Genomic DNA, 18,052 nt, shown 5'->3' on the forward strand with positions numbered 1-18,052 from the left:
CCACCGATCGCCCCGCCCACCGAAACCCAGCCGACCGACAGCCCACCGACCGAGACCCCACCGGAAGGCCCTAAACCCAAAGACCCCAAGGCTCAACGCTTCCCGAGCCCAACCACAGCTGGTCAGCTCTTTGACAATTTCACAGAGACGATGAACGGCCGAGCGGTGAGTGAGCTGGGACGTGAGTGAGGTGCCATAGGTGAGGGGGGCTGGGAGGTGCGGTTGTTTTCCGTGAGGAGGCTGGTAGGTGAGGGGGCCTCGCAAGCTCGACCCGCCTCTCTCCCTCCTCCTGGCTTCTTTTATCTTTTCTTCTTTTGTCTTTTGTTCTTTAATCTTTTGTCTGATACCGGAGGACGAAGCGGCGCAGTATCTCTTGCGGGATAGTGATCTTCTCCCGATGCCCGAGTTCAGTGAGATAGTCGGCTTCGTTCGGATCGAAATAGCCTTCATGCCGGTAGATTTCGATCCGCAACGCCAAGCCGTGCCCGTCAAGTTCCGGATGGAACTGGGTGGCGTAGACATTCTCCCCGACCCGCACGGCCTGAACCGGACAACCAGCCGACCGAGCCAGGAGGATCGCTCCGGGCGGCACGTCTTGGCAGGATTCCTTGTGCCCCACGAAGGCCCGGAATGTGTCGGGAAGCCCCTGCAGCAGAGGATCTTTCGCAGCGTCCCCGGTGAGCTCGATGGTTGTTGCCCCGGCGGTCTCCGCGTAACGCTCGGTACTGACCACCCCGCCCAAGGCATCGGCCAGCATGCTCAGCCCGTAGCACGCCCCGAGGTACGGGAAGTCCCGCCGCACCACCTCGATCAGCACCTTCTTCAGCTTCGGCTCGAACGCCTTCTGGTACTCGTACTTCTTGGCCTCCGGATAGCTGATATTGCTGGGCCCGCCGCCGACGATCACACCCCAGTAGTCGTCGAGGTCCACATCCGGCATCCCACGGTTCATCTCCACACGGACCACGTCCGCGGCCGCGAGCCCGCCCGCGTCCAGGATCGCCTGGTACTCCTGATCCGAGGCCGCTTGCTCGGGTCGCAGCTGCAACAGCAGACAAGGCTTGGACATCCCCACATTGTCAATGCTCCACCTGCCCAGGTTGATCGCTATCGAGGGATTGACCTCGACCGGACTCGAGGTTGCAGGCTGGAACCATGACAAGACCGGCAGAATTCTGGAACACCGTCTACGACGAAGACACGGCCCCGTGGGTGATCGGCGAACCTCAACCCGCGATCGTGGCGCTGGAACAGGCGGGCGAAATCCAAGGCCGAGTCCTCGAGCCGGGCTGCGGCGCAGGCGAGCACACCATCCTGCTGACCCGCCTCGGCTACGACATCCTCGGCATCGACTTCTCCCCCAGCGCAATCGAATACGCCCGCGCCAACGCCGAGTCCCACCACGTCCCCAACGTCCGTTTCGAAGTGGCCGACGCCCTGACCCTCGCCGACCGCCCCGACTACCGCGCCGCCTACGACACCATTGTCGACAGCGCCCTCTTCCACGTCTTCGGCACCGACCCCGACGCCCGCGCCGCCTACGTCCGCAGCCTGCATGCAGTCTGCAAGCCCGGCGGCGTCGTCCACCTCCTGGCCCTCTCCGACGCCGAACCCGGCTTCGGCCCCCGAATCAGCGACACCGTGATCCGCGAATCCTTCACCACCGGTTGGGAACTCGAACGCCTCGACCCCACCCGATACCGCGGCCGAGTCACCGCCGCGGTAGCCGACCAAGCCACCGACCTCGACGTCTCCCCCACCGGTCTGGTGGATGTTGCCGCTTGGATGGCCCGCATCCGCAGGCTCTGATACAGTCCTTGTACCTCATCAGATATTTCCAAAAACAAAGGTACCTGTAACCGTCGGTTACAGGTACCTTTGCTTTCAAGAGGATCGCAGTGCCATGGCGATACGCACCCGGCTCACATCAGACCAGCGCAACTCGTTCATCGCGGCCCAACTCGGCTGGACCATGGACGCGTTCGATTATTTTCTCGTCGTCTTCGTCTACGCGGACATCGCCAAGAGCTTCCACATGCAGAAGAGCGAGGTCGCGTTCATCACCACCGCGACACTGATCATGCGGCCGGTCGGTGCGCTGATATTCGGGCTGTGGGCCGACCGCATCGGCCGTCGCATCCCCCTCATGGTCGACGTCGCCATGTATTCGGTGGTCGGCTTCGCGTGCGCGTTCGCGCCGAACTTCACCGTCCTGGTCGTGCTTCGCATGCTCTACGGCATAGGCATGGGCGGTGAATGGGGTTTGGGGGCGGCGCTGGCCATGGAGAAGATTCCGGTCGAGCGCCGCGGCTTCTTCTCGGGTCTACTTCAGGAGGGCTACTCGTTCGGCTACCTGCTGGCCTCGCTCGCGTCCCTGCTGGTGACCAACTGGCTCGGCCTGTCCTGGCGCTGGCTGTTCGGGCTGTCGATCATTCCCGCCCTCATCATTCTGATTCTGCGTGCGCGCGTACGGGAATCGGAGGTGTGGGAGTCCACCCAACAGCGGCTGAAGTCCACCCGGACCTCGTTCCAGGACATCATCACGAACCCGGCGATCGTGCGCCGGTTCATCTACTTGATCCTGCTGATGACGGCGTTCAACTGGATGAGCCACGGCACCCAGGACGTCTACCCGACCTTCCTGTCCGCCACCCAGCACGGCGGCGCGGGCCTGTCCACGGTCGCGGCCAAATGGATTGCCGTGATCTACAACATCGGCGCGATCCTCGGCGGGCTGATCTTCGGCACGCTGTCCCAAAAGTACGGCCGCCGTTACACGATCATCTTCTGTGCCCTGCTGGGCCTGCCGATCGTGCCGCTGTTCGCGTACTCCAAGACCGCCGCCATGCTCTGCCTGGGCTCGTTCCTGATCCAGGTCGCGGTGCAGGGCGCGTGGGGCGTCATCCCCGCGCATCTGACCGAGATGTCCCCCGACGCCATCCGGGGCTTCTATCCCGGCGTCACCTATCAGCTCGGCAATCTGCTTGCCTCCCTGAACCTTCCGATTCAGGAGCGGCTGGCCGAGTCGCACGGTTACCCGTTCGCCCTGGCCGTCACCGCCGTACCCGTCTTCCTCGCTGTGGCCATCCTCACCGCGATAGGCAAGGAGGCCAGGGGGATTCGATTCGGCACCGCCGACAGTGCCACCACCGCGCCGGTGACCTCCGGCTGAGGTCCCGGCGCGGTGGCGAAACCCGTTGTGCGCCTCAGCGATCGCGGTGGGCGACGAGCTGGGCCAGGGCGGCGAGATCCTCGGTGGCGAGATCGTCGGGCAGAGCCGCGAAGGCCGCGTCCAAGGCCGCCGACGCGCGACGCAGGGTGCGCTGGCGGCCACCCGCCTCCTCGATCATGTCCGCCGCCCGGGCCGCGCGGGCCGCGGTCATGGGATGGCGGGATTGATAGAGGCGAGCCAGTTCCCGGCCCGCCGTGGTCTCCGATTCCAGCGCGCACACCACCGGGAACGACTGCTTGCGGTGAATCAGGTCGCTATGCGCCGGTTTCCCGGTGATTTCCGGATCGCCCCAAATGTCGATGAAGTCATCGACGAGCTGGAAGACCAGACCCAGTTCGGTGCCGAAGCTGTGCATGGCCGAGACGACCCGATGATCGGCCCCGGCGCAGAGTGCGCCGAGCGCGCACGCGCAGCCGAGTAACGCACCGGTCTTCCCGGCGGCCATGGCTAGGTACTCCTCCACGGTGACACTCGGTCGAGTCTCGAAGGCGCAATCCTCGTACTGGCCCCGGCACAGCGTGACCGTGGCGCGCGCCAACCGAATGACCGCCTCCGACGCCACCGTCTCCGGCGCGCCATCGCACAGCACCGCCAAGGCCAGCGCTTGCAGCGCATCGCCGAGCAGCGTCGCATTGGTCTCGCCCCACACCCGCCAGACCGTCGGGCGACCGTGCCGGAACGGATCGGTGTCCATCACGTCGTCGTGCACGAGCGAGAAGTTGTGCAGCAGTTCGACCGCGGCCGCCGCATGCACCGACTCCTCGACACCGCCACCGCAGGCGATGGCCGCCGCGAAGGTCAAGGCCGGTCGCAGCGCCTTACCCTGCGCGCCCACTACCTCCACTCCCTCCGGGTCACACCATCCGAAGTGGTACCCGGCCATGAGATCCAGGGGTTCGGCCAAGGAGCCGACCGCCGACCGCAACACCGGCTCGATGGCCCCGCGGGCCTCGCTCAATCTCCGCCGGGCTCTTCGTTCGATCGTCGCGTCGAGCGGGCGCGATATGGATTCGGCTGCGCGTACGCGGGTTTCGTCGTGACCGGCGAGGGCCGTCGCGGCCGGGCGGGACAAGCCCCACCGGCGTCTGCCCTCGAGGTGTTGTCCGACGGTGAATCTGATCGGTTTCGACGCTCGCATTATCGGCCCCGCTCTCTCGGACACGGATACCATTGCCACCCGCAGGCAGCTGGGCAGCCATGCTTAGAAGAAGCTCATAGTCCCATCACAACCTGAAACCTGGGGGTTGCCTGCGGATTCCAGTTCGGCAACGGCGAGAGGTTCCAGTCCTTCAGGTCAGCGGCAGGCCATGCTCGAGCGCTTCCACGGGTGCGCTCATATAGCGGGCCGCCTGATAGTGGTAGTCATGGTTGGCACGCACGTAGACGGTGTAGTTGCGAGCGGTGACCAGGGTGTCCGCACGCTCGCCGCCCGTGATGCCTGCATCGTTCAACTCGGTCGGTAGTCGTTCGACCGCGTCGAGCATGCGCTGCACACATTCGGAGAGCATGCCGTTGACCAGTTGCTGGGCCTGAACTCGACTGTGCCCGTAGTGATATTGCGCCAGCAGGACCGAGTTGTAAAGGTACCCGGAGGCTTCGTCGGACGCGACGGACAACATATCGTTGAACAGACCCATGTGCTCGACCGCGGCCTCACGCAGGGTCCGCATGGCGGGCAGGTGCCGGACCGCCGGGGACAGGTCGACTCCCTCGGCGCGTTCACTGATATCGAGAAAGACGAACAGCGCCACCCCATCTCGCCGATGCGCGCGGTAGGTGTCGAGATCGGGCAGATTGCCCGAGATCCGTCCCACGCTCTCGGTGTAGTACGTCCACAGCCAAGCGCGGATTTCCGCGCGCACACTCTCGCGCCACGCCGTCGACCGGCCGCGGCACAGCTCGGCCCACAGATCGGCAAACGCGACCGCCAGCACACCGGAAGGTGTTGGGGTACCGTCCAGTACGGCCTCGATGGCCGTGATCGCCTCCAAACAGCGGCGGGGATCGGGGATTTCGATATCGAACTGGTCATCCACTATGAAAGCCCAGGCGGTATACCGACTCAGCAGCGTGAGCTCCTCGACGTCGGCGCGCGGGCACCACAGCGCGTACATGCGGGCCGGTCGGGTACGCTCCATGCGACGCCGGGTCGGCTCGGTCGGCACCAGGTCGTAGGCTTCCAGCCAGGACCACATGCCCGACTCCGCCTCCGGCTCGGCCGGGTTGACGCCCGCGGCGTCGAACGGCATGAAGAATTCGATTGCTTCCATACGAAACTACCTATCCCCCAAGCATTTTATCGAGACATCGTAACGATAGCGGCATTTCGGGCGCTCTAGCTCGCATGTGAAATCCCACTCATTAGGATTCTGCGGGCTGGGCGGTCGTCAATCGGGCAGCGACACGAGACGTTGCGCGCTATCGAACAGGGTCCGCTCCGCCACCCGCGTGGCGGCCAGTGCCGCCAAAGTGGTTGCCGCGAGCAGCATGTACATCACCACGATCTGATAGCGGATGGCCGTGAGCGGATCCACGCCCGCCAGAATCAAACCCGTCATCGCCCCCGGCAGGCTGATCAGTCCGACCACCTTCGTCGAGTCTATGGCAGGGATCAGGGCGGTCCGCAAGGCCGAGCGCTGATTCGGCAGAAATGCCTGATGTCCCGAAAGTCCCAGTGCCAGCCGGGCTTCCACCGCATCGCGGGCCCGGCGCGCGTCCTCCACCAGGCGGCGCAGGGCGATTCCGGTCGCCTGCATGGCCGAGGACACGATCATTCCGCCCACCGGAACAACCACGCGGGCCTGGGTGGAGATGATGCCCAGCACGATCAATGAGCCCAGGGTGATGGACGATCCGAACGCGACCCCGATGGTCGCCGAGCGCATGGCGTGCGGGAGCCCCGCCCCGCGTCGGCCAGCCACCTGTCCGGCGATTACGATCATGAGGATCACCCAGCCGAGCGCGCCCGGTAATCCGGTGTGGCGGAACAGGATCAGCAGAATCGCGCCGACCGCGACGAGCTGGACCCCGGCCCGCGCGGCCGCGATCAGCAGCTCGCGCGTCAGATGCAGATGCTGCCGATAGGCAATGAGTGCCGCGAGCGCAACCAACAACAGCGACGCGGACACACCGGTCCAATCCGGCACCGACAGGCCCTGCGTCTCCGCCGCCGAAAGCCACTGTGCTCCCCCCGCTGACAGCCGCTGGGTGTGGGCCGCTGAAAGCATCTGTGTCATAGCTACTTTCCCGCTTCCGCGCCGCGTGTGAGTCGTCCACCGGCCAGCGTCCACACCTCGTCGGACACCTCCGCCACGAAGCCCGGATCATGGCTGACGAGCACCACGCTCCCGCCCGTCCCCACATGCGCCCGAATCAATTCCCCGATGGCCACAGCCGAGGCACCGTCCAGGGCGGAGGTCGGCTCGTCCAACAGCAGCACCTCGGGTTCGACGGCCAGTGCCCGGGCGAGGCAAACCCGTTGCGCCTCACCCCCGGACAGCTCCACACACCGCCGCCCCGCGAATCCCTCGGGCAACCCGACCGTGGCGAGCAGTCCCGCGACCCGTTCGGCACTGACCGGTCGCCCGACCTGAACCTCGTCCGCGACGGTGTCGGTCAACAGCACCGGCCGCTGCGGGACCAGACCCACCCGCCGCCGCAAGTCCAACACATCCATCTCGACGACGGGCGTCCCATCGAACAGCACCCGCCCGCTGTCGGGCTCACCGAACCGATTCAGCAGCCGCAGCAGTGTCGTCTTCCCGGCCCCGCTCGGCCCGACCACCGCCGTGCACCGACCGGCCGCGAAGGTCGCATCGACACCCGTCAGCACACACGTCGCCCCGTGTCCGAGGGTCACCTGCTCCAAGACGATGCTGGGCACCCGCCCACCTTATGCCGAGCTGCCCCGGGGGCCGATGACCCCGGACAACCCGGCGGCGTCATCGCCGAGATAGAGCAGGCCGCCTGTCTCTCGAAGCTCCGATCTGGGGTCGCGATTACGCCTATTCGGTGGATGCCGGTTCGCCGGTGATTCGACGCAGTCCCTCCGCGAGATCGGCTCCGGTGGGCGCGGTTTCGGGGTCGATCAGCGATTGGGCGGCGATGCCGATGAGCAGGGCTTGATAGAGCGCGCCGATCGTCCGCGCGGCCTCGGTGTCGTCCTCGGCGGCCCCTTCCAGGAGCCGGGCCAGTCCCGCGCGGGACTCATCGGTTTGCGCGGCGAGTTGGGCGCGGGTCTCCGGGTGCGAGAGTGCGTCGAAGGTGGCCGCCCACAGGCCGCGGTGGGTGCCGACGGATTCGCGGACGGCGTCCCAGCGGGACGCGAAGCGCCGCAAGGGGTCCGAGGTCTCCGGGTCTTCCGGGGCACCCGCCAGCGTGCTGGCGAGCTCGTCGCCCCACTCCCGCGTCGCCTCGCCGAGGGCCGCGGTGAGCAGGGCTTCCTTGGAGCCGAAGTGGTAGCCGATGGCCGCCATGCTCACCCCCGACGCGGTGGCGATATCGCGCACGGTGGTGCGGGCGTAGCCCTTGTCGAACAGGCACTGCCGTGCCCCGGCAAGTAGATCCTCGCGATTTCCCATGCGCCAGAGTCTAGCGCATCCGCCTGATACAAACGTCTTGCGCATTTGCCCAACATCGTTCTACCGTGAAGTCATGCAGCAGATGAGCTCCAAGAACGTCCTGATCTCCGGCGCGAGCATCGCGGGTCCCGCCCTCGCCTTCTGGCTGAAGCGCTACGGTTTCCGGCCGACCATCGTCGAGAAGTCCCCCACCCTGCGGTCCGGCGGTCAGGCCATCGATGTGCTGGGCAGCGCCACCCAGGTGGTGCGCCGCATGGGCCTGCTCGACCAGGTGCACGCCCGCAGCACCGGCAAGCGCGGCACCTCCTACGTCGACGCGAACGGCAAGGCCCGCGCCACCATCTCCAGCGAGGAGTTCAATGGCGTCGGGGCCAATGGCGACACCGAGATTCAGCGCGGCGACCTGGCCGAGGTGCTCTACGAGGCGACCCGGGCCGACGTCGAATACCTCTTCGGCGATTTCATCGCGGAGTTGCGCGAGGATGAGAACGGCGTGCACGTCACCTTCGAGAACGCGCCCGCGCGCACCTTCGATCTGGTGATCGGCGCGGACGGCGTCCACTCCCACACGCGCAAGCTGGTTTTCGGGCCCGAATCGGATTTCGTGCACCACATGGGCTACTACATCTCGATTTTCACGACGCCGAATCTGCTGAATCTGGACCACTGGGAGTTGGACTACAACACCCCGGGCAAGATCGCCGGTAGCTACAGCGCCCGCCAGAACACCGAGGCCAAGGCCATTTTCGCGTGGGCATCGGATCAGTTGGACTACGACTACCGCGATATCGACGCGCAGCGACGCATTCTCATCGACACCTTCGCCGGGGAAGGCTGGGAGGTGCCGCGACTGCTCGAGGCGCTGGCGGGCGCACCGGACTTCTATTTCGACGCCATGGCCCAGGTGCGCATGGACAGCTGGTCCAAGGGCCGAGTCGCCCTGGTCGGCGACGCTGGATACTGCGCGTCCCCGCTGTCGGGGCAGGGCGCGGACCTCTCACTCGTCGGCGCGTACATGCTGGCCGGAGAATTGGCGGCCGCCGCGGGCGATCACACCGTGGCCTTCGCCCGCTACGAGCAGGAGATGCGGCCCATGGTCGAGGCCTGCCAGCAGTTCGCCGAGGGCGTGGGCGGCTGGTACGCCCCGAACAGCAAGGCCATGATCGCTTTTCGCAATCTGAATGTGAAACTGCTGCCCTACCTGCCGTGGCGCGGGCTCATCGGTGGCGCTCCCCAGAAGGTGGCCCGGACCATCGCGATCAAGGATTACCGGGTCTCCCAGCACACCGCCTGATTCGGGTCGGATTTCCGGCTCTTCGGTGACGGACCGGTCTGAACGAGATCTATTGCACGCCCATATCTTTCGGAAACGGCAAGATCATTGCCCGCCTCGCCGTACGCTGGCCCACCGTCCCTGAACAGTTTTCGGCACGACGCTGAATTGCTTCGACACCACCCGGAGGCACCATGCTGTCCCTGCAGGAGATTTCGGACCGCCTGGAAATCGAGGACCTCATGGTCCGCTATTCCCACGCCGTGGATACCCATCAGTGGGAGCTGCTGGACGAAATCTTCACCACCGACGCCCATATCGACTACACGGCCATGGGCGGGCCTGCCGGTGACGTGGAATCCACCAAGAAATTCCTCGCCACCGTCATGCCCAACTTCTCCGCGTTCCAACACTTGATCGCCAACTCCTCCATCCGGGTCGAGGGTGACCACGCCACAGCGCGGACGATGTGCCACAACCCCATGCTGGTCACCTCCGGTGATGGCACCCGCCAACTCATGCTCTGCGGTCTCTGGTACCACGACACCTTTCTCCGAGTGAACGGCGAGTGGCGGATCCAGCAGCGGATCGAGGAGAAGAGCTACATGTTCGTCGCGCCGGACGCGGTGCCCAAGAGCTGATCGAACAGCTCGCGGTAGCCGCGCAGCGCCTGGCGCATCTCCTCGGTATCGGCGGCATCGCCGCGCTGCCAGCGGCTTTCGAGCTCCTCGCGGCGACGCGAGCACCGGTCGGTGAGCTGCTGGAGGGCATCGGACACCAGGCCGTCGGCCCGGGTCACCGCGTCCTTGGGGTCGTCGACGAAACGGGTTTGCACCTCACGCCATTGATCGCGCAGCTGCCCAACATCGAATTGCTCGGCTCGTTGGTCGTAGCGCTGATCCTCCTGGCTTCCGAATTGCCCGGGCGGCTGCTCGCCGTACTGCTGGGCCGGACTGTCACCGAATTGCCCGGCCTGCTGTTCGCCGGTGCGTTGGGTCGGCTGCTCGCCGAATTGGACTCCGGGCTGGTCGGCGAAGGTCCCGGGCTGTTGGCCGCGGTGCTGGCCGCCGTCGGGGTGGACCGGGGTCGGGGGAATGTCGTTGCGCTGGTTCTGTTCCGGTGTCATGGCGATGCCTCAGTGGTGGGATCGATGGCTGTCCGAGTTACCGCCGTCGACGAGGTCGGCGAACAGTTCCCGGTAATGGACGATGGCCGTGCGCATGTCCTCGGTGGACACCGAGCCGCGTTCGGCGCGGGCGGCAATATCGTGCGCGGTGCGGTACTGGCCCAGGGGGCGCGCGTGTTCCACCGACAGGTCGGCCAGCTGCTGGTCATAGCTCTGGCTCGGGTAGCCGCGGTCGGTCATCGCCTGGGTGACCAGCCGGTCGGCCGAATCCAGTGCCCCGGCCGGATCGTCGATGAACTGCTCCTGGATGCGCGACCAGGTCGCCTCGTAGCGGCGCTTCTCCTCATCGGATAGCTCCCGCAGCTGCAGCTGGTCGTGGCGCTTCTCGCGCTCGGTGAGCTCCTGCTCGGCCGTCTTGCGGTCCGGCGACTCCTGAACGGCCCGGTCGTATTCCGGCCCGAACCGCTCGCGTAGTTGACGGCTGCGCATCCGTGGTCGCAGTCCCACCGCGATCAATAGCGCTATCACGATGCACACCACCACGACGATGATGAGCACGACCCATCCTGTGCTCGACATTCGCTCCTCCTGGTCGAGTCCGTCCCCCGGGGACGTAATGCCTCGACACCGGAGCCTCAAACCAGGTGTGTCACTCCCCCTTCAGGCGCTCGATGAGCGGGGCGAACTTGTCGAGATTGTGGCCGAGCACGGTGATGTAGTTGAACCCGAAGCGTTCCCGGCGCTCGCGCAACGTGTCCGCCATCCGGTCGGGCGTGCCCAACAGAATGGTCGGCAGCTCCTCGGGCTCGCCGCCGAAACCGAACGGCAGATATTCGGTGAGATAGGCGAGGGCGGCCTCGCGCTCCTCGGGTGCGGCGATGCCCTGGATCAGCAGATTGAATTCGACACTCTCGGCCCGGTTTCCGAGCAGTTCGCGCACGTAGTCGGTCTTCTTCTGCGTCGTTTCCACGTCGGCGAGGGTCAGCTTGCCGGTGTCGGAGGTGCCCGCGCCGGTGAAGGCCACGATCTGGCCGTGCTCGGCCGCGACCCGCAGTCCGCGCTCACCCCATCCGGCGATCAGCAGCGGCGGGCCGTCGGTCTGCGCGGGCTGTGGCTTGTACTCCGGATCGCGGAACAACCGGCGCAGCGTGACGACCGTTTCCTCCAGATGCTTCACGCGCTGACCCGCAGACGGGAACCGGATCCCCGCCGCCTCGAATTCGGCTTCCACATAACCCGATCCGAGACCCAGCTCGAACCGCCCGCCGGTGAGCTGATCCAGGCCCGCCACATCCCGAGCCAGCAGCACCGGGTTGTAGAAGGGCGTGTTCAACACGAAGGTGTTCAGCCGCGGCCGCTCGGTCGCCTCGGCCGCGATGGCGAGCGCCGGAAACGGCGCGGGCATGCCCAGATGGTCGGGCACGCCGATCACGTCGTAGCCGAGGGCCTCGGCCCGGCGACAGGTCTGGATCCACTCGGTGCGGGAAGTCGGTGCCGTCAGGTTTACGCCGAATCTGAAGGGGAGGACCATGAAGTCTTGTCTACCAGTTGAATCCGGATCCGTCCGAGGGCACACAAGTCCGTCCGAGGGCACTGAAGAGGGCGCGGGACCGGCGTGCGGCGAAGGCTGCGAAGCCGCACGGGATGAATTACTGCACGGACTGCCGCGAATGCGGCCCGCGCGGCGGAACAGCGCGCCATCATGGGTTATCGCTCGGTCCGGACGCACCGCGAGGAGTTTGCGCCATGACACAGCTGCCCGCCCCCGCGCTTCAGCGTGCGGAGTTGGAGAAGGCGTGGGCGCGATGGACTTCGGGTGCGGGCCGACCGCCCGGCACCGAGGTCGCACTGCGCACCGAGGTCGTCGAATCGTGGGAGCGGTCGCTGCGCACGGTCGATCCGGCCCGCGCCGTCGCCCCCGCCACCGATCGCGACGAATTGGGTTCGCGCTGGGCCGAATCGCCGCTGCGCACCCCGATCACCGAGATGGCCAGCGAACTGCGGGCCCTGACCGAGGATTCGGGCATGGTCGCGGTGGTGACCGACGAGGCGGGGACGGTGCTCTTCAGCTGTGGCGACCGCTCGGTTCGCCGCCGCGCCGAGACGGTCAATCTCGCGCCCGGCGGGATTTGGGACGAGCCGTACATGGGCACCAGCGGTGTCGCCCTCTCGCTGCACAGCGGACGACCCGAATCGGTCTGGGCCGCAGAGCATTTGGTCGAGGCGCTGCACGGCTGGGTCTGCTACTGCGCGCCCATTCGCGCCGCCGACGGCCGCCAGCTGGGCGTGCTGGATCTATCGACGTATTGGGATCGCTCCCACCCCCTCATCCTGACGACGGTCCGAGCCCTGGTGACAGCCATCGAAGCGCGAGTGCACGCCGAACAGTCCCGTCCCGAGAGCCGGACTCGGCTGGAATGCCTGGGGGTGCCGCGGCTGTACAAGTCCGGCAAGCAGCTACCGATGCGTCCGCGACAGCTCGAGATTCTGACGCTGCTGGCCCTCGAACCCGAGGGCTTCACGCCGGAACGCCTGCACGAGGCCGTCTATGGCGACCGGTCGGTCTCCTCGAGCACTCTCAAGGCCGACGTCTCCCGCCTACGCGCCGCCACCGACGGCCAGATCGCCGACCGCCGCTACATGCTCACCGCACCCCTCGCCTGCGACGCCGTCGAACTGCTCGCCGCCCTCGAGGCCGGGGACCTGACCACCGCCGTGCGCCTGTATCGCGGCCCGCTGCTGCCGGATTCGGATGTGCCGGGCATTGTCCAGTGGCGCGAGCACCTCGACGTCTGCCTGCGCACGGCCGTGCTCGCCGACCACAATCCCGAGCACGCCCTGCGTTTCGGACAGCGCTGCCCCGACGATATCGAGATCCACGAGCACGCGCTTCGCCTTCTCCCCCATGGTGATTCGCGCCGCGGCCTGGCCACCGCCCGCCTGCACACCGCCCTCACCGGGCGCTGACCGCGGGCACTGACTCAGCAACGTTTCGCCAACCGCACGCCAACCTTCGCGGTTCATAGTGACCCCCGTCACCGCAGATATGCGATCAGGAGCCGCGCCATGATCTACGCCAAACCCGGCACCGACGGCAGCATCGTCAGCTACAACCGCCGCTACGACAACTTCATCGGCGGTGACTGGAAAGCCCCGATCGAGGGCAGATATTTCGAGAATCCCTCCCCGATCGACGGTGAAACCTTCTGCGAGGTCGCGCGTTCCGGAGCCGCCGACATCGATATGGCCCTCGAGGCAGCGCACCGGGCGGCGGACGCCTGGGGTGCCACCTCGGTGACGGATCGTGCCAACATCCTGAACAAGATCGCCGATCGGATCGAGGCGAATCTGGAGAAGCTCGCCGTCGCCGAGACCTGGGAGAACGGCAAACCCGTTCGCGAAACCCTCGCCGCCGACCTGCCTTTGGCGGTCGACCACTTCCGGTACTTCGCCGGGGCGGTGCGCGCGCAGGAGGGCTTCATCTCCGAAATCGACGCCGACACCGTGGCCTATCACTTCCACGAGCCGCTCGGCGTTGTCGGACAGATCATTCCGTGGAACTTCCCGATCCTCATGGCCGCCTGGAAGCTGGCACCCGCGCTCGCCGCGGGCAACTGCGTGGTCATCAAGCCCGCCGAGCAGACCCCGGCCTCGCTGCTGCTGGTGATCGAGCTCATCGCCGACCTGCTGCCGCCCGGAGTCGTCAACGTGGTCAATGGATTCGGTGTGGAGGCGGGCAAGCCCCTCGCATCCAGCCCGCGCGTGGCCAAGGTCGCCTTCACCGGCGAGACCACCACCGGTCGCCTGATCATGCAGTACGCCAGCGAGAACATCATTCCGGTGACCCTCGAACTGGGCGGCAAGAGCCCGAACATCTTCTTCCCGGATGTCATGGCCGCCGATGACGACTTCCTCGACAAGGCGGTCGAGGGCTTCGTGATGTTCGCGCTCAACCAGGGTGAGGTGTGTACCTGTCCGTCCCGGGCGCTGATCCACTCGTCCATCTACGACGACTTCATGGCCCGTGCCATCGAGCGCACCAAGGCGATCAAGGGCGGCAATCCGCTCGACGATTCGACCATGATCGGCGCGCAGGCCAGTAACGACCAGTACGAAAAGATCCTCTCCTACATCGATATCGGCCGCAAAGAGGGCGCGAAGGTGCTCACCGGCGGCGAGATGCGCAAGGTGGAGGGCTATCCCAATGGGTACTACATCGAGCCGACCATCTTCGAGGGCCGCAATGACATGCGGATCTTCCAGGAAGAGATCTTCGGCCCGGTGGTGGCGGTGACCCGCTTCGACAATGAGGTCGAGGCGGTCACCATTGCCAATGACACGCTGTACGGACTGGGCGCGGGCGTCTGGAGTCGCGATGGGAACACCGCGTACCGCGTGGGCCGGGCCATCAAGGCCGGTCGGGTGTGGACCAACTGCTTCCACGCCTATCCCGCGCACGCGGCGTTCGGCGGCTACAAGAAGTCCGGCATCGGCCGCGAGAACCATCGCATGATGTTGGACCACTACCAGCAGACCAAGAACCTGCTCGTCTCCTACTCGGCGCAGAAGCTCGGATTCTTCTGAACCCCAACGACTTCCGAACCGACCACTTCCATACAGACGGGCTGCACAGTCTGCGAGGAGCGTGATGAAAGCGGGTTCCGTATCCCGGGTGACCATTACCGAGGCCGCGGCCGACATGCTGCAACGGCTGATCGACCACCACGGTCCGGTGATGTTCCACCAGTCGGGTGGCTGCTGCGACGGCAGCTCCCCGATGTGTTACCCCCTCGGCGAGTTCCGGGTGGGCGCGGCCGATGTGCTGCTCGGCCGCGTCTTCCCGGATACGGCGTTCTGGATGAGCGCCGACCAGTTCGAATACTGGCGCCACACCCATTTGACCGTCGACGTGGTGCCCGGCCGCGGCGGTGGTTTCTCCCTCGAAGCGCCCGAGGGAGTCCGATTCGTCATCCGGTCACGCCTGTTCACCGATGCCGAGGCAGCGGCGCTGGAAGCGGCTCCCGCTCCGCTGCGCGGCAACGAATTGGCCGGATGAAGGAGGGTGGCGCGGCCGGTTTCTCCGGGTCGGCCGCGCCATCGTAAAACTGTGCGAGTGCGCGAAAAGCGTTAGCGCGGAACGCGACCGGTGCCGATCCAGGCGGTCGTGGACAGCTCGGTACCCGGCACATAGTGCTCGCGCAAATAGTCGATCATGACCTTCTCCTGCGCGGCCCACTCCGCCGCGTCGGTCTTGCGGCGCATGTTCTGCAAGGGCGCGCTGCCGCGGGTCAGCTTCTCCCACATCTGCTCGGCGCTGTCGTAGCTGAACGACTCCGCGCGCGGAGTCACGCTCACGCTCTCGAAGCCCGCCGCGATCAGCTCCAGCTCGAACACGTCCGGATTCTCCAGGCTGTTCGGATTCGCCTGCGGCGCAGGAAATCCCGGAATCCCGGCCTGATACGCCTCGAACAGCAGCGTCATCAACGGCGAGTCCGCGACCGGAGCCCAACTCGACGCCACCACGGTCCCGCCCGGTCGCACCACCCGAAACAGTTCCGCGAACCCCTTCCCCCGATCCGGGAAGAACATCAGCCCGAACATCGAGAACGCCGCATCGAAAGTATTGGCGGCATACCGCAAATCCTGCCCATCCCCCACCCCCGTCAGCACATTCCCGATCCCCCGCTGCATGACCGCCCGCCGCAACCGCCGAATCATCGCCTCGGAAAAATCCACCGCCACCACTTCCCCGACTCGCGGCGCCGCCAACAACGCCAGCACCCCGGGCCCCGTGGCCACATCGATCACCCGAGACCGCCCGGTCAACGGCGCCGACTCCACCACATGAACAGCAAACGGCCGCATCAACTCCGACATGACATCGTCATAGTCCTCAGCAATCTCATCCCACGCCCCCGGCGCAGCAAGCGGATTCTCCGACATAGAACACCCTTCCGACGGGTACAGCGTACGCGCATGGGAAAGGGCTGGTCATCCAGCCGGTATCAGTTCGCAATGAGAAGTGGCAGAGGGTAATTCGGTGCTGGTCTGCCCGTCGATGGACGGGCAGACCAGCTGCGGTCGAACTCGTCAGTCGCCGATTCCGTACACCAGGCTCAATCGACCCTCCGCCAACTGCTCGACCTTGTGCAGCTGCATCGTGCGCCGCGTCGAGGACGAGAACAATGCCTTGCCCTCCCCGACGAGCAGCGGATAGACGATCAAGTGCAGCTCGTCCACCAGCCCCGCGTCGATGGCGGCACCCGCGATCGACGGGCCGCCGATCAGGTAGATGTCCTTGCCCTGTTCCCGCTTCAATGCCGCGATCGCGTCCACATCCGCGAGTATCCGGGTGTTGTTCGGCCATGCCACGGACTTCAGCGTGCTCGACACCACATAGTGCGGGGTCTGCGCCGCGAACTCGGCCCATGCGACATCAGCCGCCGTCGGTACCCTTCCGCTGAACGGGTGAATCTCGTCGGGCGCGGCCTCGACCCGCGACCAATACTGTTGGTACAGCGGATAGAACGTTGCGCCGAGCACACACGCATCGATCTGGGTCGTCAGCCGCGAACCGAAGTCCTCGGGCCAGCTCTCGACCCAGTCCGCGTATCCGTCCGGCCCGCCGTATTTTCCATCGGCCGAGATCTTGAAGGCCGCGATGACCTTACGCATGATGTCTCCTTGTCGGTGTAGCTCGATACTGTTGTCGCAGTAGTGATCCGAGCGATCCCGAAAACTCACCGCCACGCCGAACTCGAGCCGCCGGGGAGTCCCGTCCGGAAGCGAGCGCAGCCATGCCGATCGATAGCGACGAGTTCGCGAACCTGTTCGCGCCGTACCGTCGGGAGCTGCTGGTGCACTGCTACCGCATGCTCGGCTCGGTGCACGACGCGGAGGATGCGGTTCAGGAGACCTACCTGCGCGCCTGGCGCTCGTTCGACGACTTCGAAGGCCGCTCGAAACTTCGGCACTGGCTCTACCGAATCGCGACGAACGCCGCGTTGCGGGAGCTCGAGAAGGGTCACCGCCGCTCGCTGCCCTCCGGTCTGGGCAATCCGATCCAGGACTCCACCACCGACTACACGCTCGAACGTCACGATATCCCGTGGTTGGAACCGATCCCGACCGCTCTGTTCGATCCCACCTCGGAGGCGTCGGATCCTGCGGACCTGGTTCAGAATCGGCAGAGCATCAGGCTGGCTTTCGTTGCGTCACTGCAGTATCTGCCGCCCCGGCAACGAGCCGTCTTGCTGCTGCGCGACGTGCTGGCGTTTCGAGCCTCGGAGGTCGCCCGCCTGCTAGACATCAGCCCCGCGGCGGCCAACGCCCTGCTACAGCGCGCCAGGGAGAAACTCGCAGCAGCCGCCCCCTCGGAGCACACCGTCAGCGACACACTCGAATCCGATCAACAGCGCCTGCTCGAGGAATACATGGCCGCGTTCGAGCGCGCCGACATTCCCAGTTTGCAGCGAATGTTGCTGGCCGACGCGTCCCTGGAGATGCCCCCGCTGTCGACCTGGTTCTCCGGCCGTGCCGCCATCATCGCCTTCTGGACGTCACGCATCCTCACCGAGCCGGGCCGCTACCGCGTGCTCGCCACCTCGGCCAACGCCCAACCCGCCGTGGCCATGTACGAGCGGCACGCCGACGGGTCCTACCATGCCGACGCGCTCCAGGTGCTAGCAATCGCACCGGGCGGTATCGCCCAAATAGTCGTGTTCCTACAGCCCTCGATCTTCGAGCTCTTCGATCTCCCAACGACCATCGGTTGGAATCGTTTACCTGCGAGCCAGCTGTGAGTTTTCTGTGAGTTGCGAATGGGCAAACATTCAGCAGTA

At 65.9% G+C, this 18,052-nt stretch carries 18 protein-coding genes and 1 pseudogene; 8 read left to right on the forward strand and 11 right to left on the reverse strand.

Annotation, left to right across the window (positions count from 1 at the left end; genetic code table 11):
• Window positions 1-328: 328 nt before the first annotated feature.
• Window positions 329-1,162, reverse strand: coding sequence for a glutamine amidotransferase (locus VMT40_RS23120; RefSeq protein ID WP_326360737.1), 834 nt, complete (start codon window positions 1,160-1,162; stop codon window positions 329-331).
• Here VMT40_RS23120 and VMT40_RS23125 point away from each other — a divergent pair.
• Complete coding sequence (locus VMT40_RS23125; protein ID WP_326360738.1) at window positions 1,156-1,809, forward strand: class I SAM-dependent methyltransferase; 654 nt, start codon at window positions 1,156-1,158, stop codon at window positions 1,807-1,809. The genes VMT40_RS23120 and VMT40_RS23125 overlap by 7 nt on opposite strands.
• Before the next feature lie 94 nt (window positions 1,810-1,903).
• Window positions 1,904-3,172 carry an MFS transporter gene (locus tag VMT40_RS23130; protein ID WP_326360739.1) on the forward strand — a complete coding sequence of 423 codons (1,269 nt, stop codon included), beginning with the start codon at window positions 1,904-1,906 and terminating at the stop codon, window positions 3,170-3,172.
• Between the two features lie 34 nt (window positions 3,173-3,206).
• Here VMT40_RS23130 and VMT40_RS23135 read toward each other — a convergent pair whose 3' ends face one another.
• From VMT40_RS23135 to VMT40_RS23155, 5 genes are all read right to left on the reverse strand, one after another.
• On the reverse strand, window positions 3,207-4,190 hold the full coding sequence (locus VMT40_RS23135) for a polyprenyl synthetase family protein (protein ID WP_326360740.1): 984 nt from the start codon (window positions 4,188-4,190) through the stop codon (window positions 3,207-3,209).
• A gap of 331 nt (window positions 4,191-4,521) precedes the next feature.
• Entirely contained in the window at window positions 4,522-5,502 is a 981-nt protein-coding gene (locus VMT40_RS23140) for a terpene synthase family protein (protein WP_326360741.1), read from the reverse strand.
• A 117-nt stretch (window positions 5,503-5,619) separates the two neighbouring features.
• Window positions 5,620-6,468 (reverse strand): ABC transporter permease, encoded by an 849-nt coding sequence (locus tag VMT40_RS23145; RefSeq protein WP_326360743.1) that lies wholly within the window; start codon window positions 6,466-6,468, stop codon window positions 5,620-5,622.
• Window positions 6,469-6,470: 2 nt separating this feature from the next.
• Window positions 6,471-7,115, reverse strand: a complete 645-nt coding sequence (locus VMT40_RS23150; RefSeq protein ID WP_326360745.1) for an ABC transporter ATP-binding protein — start codon at window positions 7,113-7,115, stop codon at window positions 6,471-6,473.
• 121 nt (window positions 7,116-7,236) lie between these two features.
• Window positions 7,237-7,812, reverse strand: coding sequence for a TetR/AcrR family transcriptional regulator (locus tag VMT40_RS23155; protein ID WP_326360746.1), 576 nt, complete (start codon window positions 7,810-7,812; stop codon window positions 7,237-7,239).
• A gap of 73 nt (window positions 7,813-7,885) precedes the next feature.
• Here VMT40_RS23155 and VMT40_RS23160 point away from each other — a divergent pair, with 73 nt between their 5' ends.
• Together VMT40_RS23160 and VMT40_RS23165 are read left to right on the forward strand one after the other, a co-directional pair.
• A complete protein-coding gene (locus VMT40_RS23160; RefSeq protein WP_326360748.1) occupies window positions 7,886-9,106 on the forward strand; it encodes an FAD-dependent monooxygenase in 1,221 nt (406 codons plus the stop codon).
• A 173-nt stretch (window positions 9,107-9,279) separates the two neighbouring features.
• Window positions 9,280-9,726, forward strand: coding sequence for a nuclear transport factor 2 family protein (locus VMT40_RS23165; protein WP_326310947.1), 447 nt, complete (start codon window positions 9,280-9,282; stop codon window positions 9,724-9,726).
• Here the strand turns inward: VMT40_RS23165 and VMT40_RS23170 are convergent.
• The 3 genes from VMT40_RS23170 to VMT40_RS23180 all read right to left on the reverse strand — a co-directional run bounded on the left by VMT40_RS23170 (window position 9,687) and on the right by VMT40_RS23180 (window position 11,742).
• The gene (locus VMT40_RS23170) at window positions 9,687-10,211 is read right to left on the reverse strand and encodes a hypothetical protein (RefSeq protein ID WP_326360749.1); all 525 of its coding nucleotides are present in this window, start codon (window positions 10,209-10,211) and stop codon (window positions 9,687-9,689) included. The genes VMT40_RS23165 and VMT40_RS23170 overlap by 40 nt on opposite strands.
• A gap of 9 nt (window positions 10,212-10,220) precedes the next feature.
• Entirely contained in the window at window positions 10,221-10,790 is a 570-nt protein-coding gene (locus VMT40_RS23175; protein ID WP_326360750.1) for a hypothetical protein, read from the reverse strand.
• Window positions 10,791-10,860: 70 nt separating this feature from the next.
• The gene (locus tag VMT40_RS23180; protein WP_326360752.1) at window positions 10,861-11,742 is read right to left on the reverse strand and encodes an LLM class F420-dependent oxidoreductase; all 882 of its coding nucleotides are present in this window, start codon (window positions 11,740-11,742) and stop codon (window positions 10,861-10,863) included.
• Window positions 11,743-11,957: 215 nt separating this feature from the next.
• On the opposite strand from VMT40_RS23180, the gene VMT40_RS23185 reads away from it, so the two are divergent.
• The 3 genes from VMT40_RS23185 to VMT40_RS23195 all read left to right on the forward strand — a co-directional run bounded on the left by VMT40_RS23185 (window position 11,958) and on the right by VMT40_RS23195 (window position 15,267).
• Window positions 11,958-13,178 carry a transcriptional regulator gene (locus VMT40_RS23185; RefSeq protein ID WP_326360754.1) on the forward strand — a complete coding sequence of 407 codons (1,221 nt, stop codon included), beginning with the start codon at window positions 11,958-11,960 and terminating at the stop codon, window positions 13,176-13,178.
• A 99-nt stretch (window positions 13,179-13,277) separates the two neighbouring features.
• The gene (gene adh, locus VMT40_RS23190) at window positions 13,278-14,795 is read left to right on the forward strand and encodes an aldehyde dehydrogenase (protein WP_326360755.1); all 1,518 of its coding nucleotides are present in this window, start codon (window positions 13,278-13,280) and stop codon (window positions 14,793-14,795) included.
• 64 nt (window positions 14,796-14,859) lie between these two features.
• The gene (locus VMT40_RS23195; protein ID WP_326360756.1) at window positions 14,860-15,267 is read left to right on the forward strand and encodes a DUF779 domain-containing protein; all 408 of its coding nucleotides are present in this window, start codon (window positions 14,860-14,862) and stop codon (window positions 15,265-15,267) included.
• A 71-nt stretch (window positions 15,268-15,338) separates the two neighbouring features.
• Here the strand turns inward: VMT40_RS23195 and VMT40_RS23200 are convergent, their stop codons facing one another.
• A complete protein-coding gene (locus VMT40_RS23200; RefSeq protein WP_326360757.1) occupies window positions 15,339-16,154 on the reverse strand; it encodes a class I SAM-dependent methyltransferase in 816 nt (271 codons plus the stop codon).
• Between the two features lie 147 nt (window positions 16,155-16,301).
• The gene (locus VMT40_RS23205) at window positions 16,302-16,886 is read right to left on the reverse strand and encodes a dihydrofolate reductase family protein (protein WP_326360758.1); all 585 of its coding nucleotides are present in this window, start codon (window positions 16,884-16,886) and stop codon (window positions 16,302-16,304) included.
• Window positions 16,887-17,002: 116 nt separating this feature from the next.
• Between VMT40_RS23205 and VMT40_RS23210 the strand changes: the two are divergent.
• Window positions 17,003-18,013 (forward strand): annotated as a pseudogene (locus VMT40_RS23210) (sigma-70 family RNA polymerase sigma factor); the annotation flags it as partial.
• Between the last annotated feature and the right edge of the window lie 39 nt (window positions 18,014-18,052).

It is taken from the genome of Nocardia sp. CDC160 (assembly GCF_035818795.1).
In the GTDB taxonomy this organism is placed as follows: domain Bacteria; phylum Actinomycetota; class Actinomycetes; order Mycobacteriales; family Mycobacteriaceae; genus Nocardia.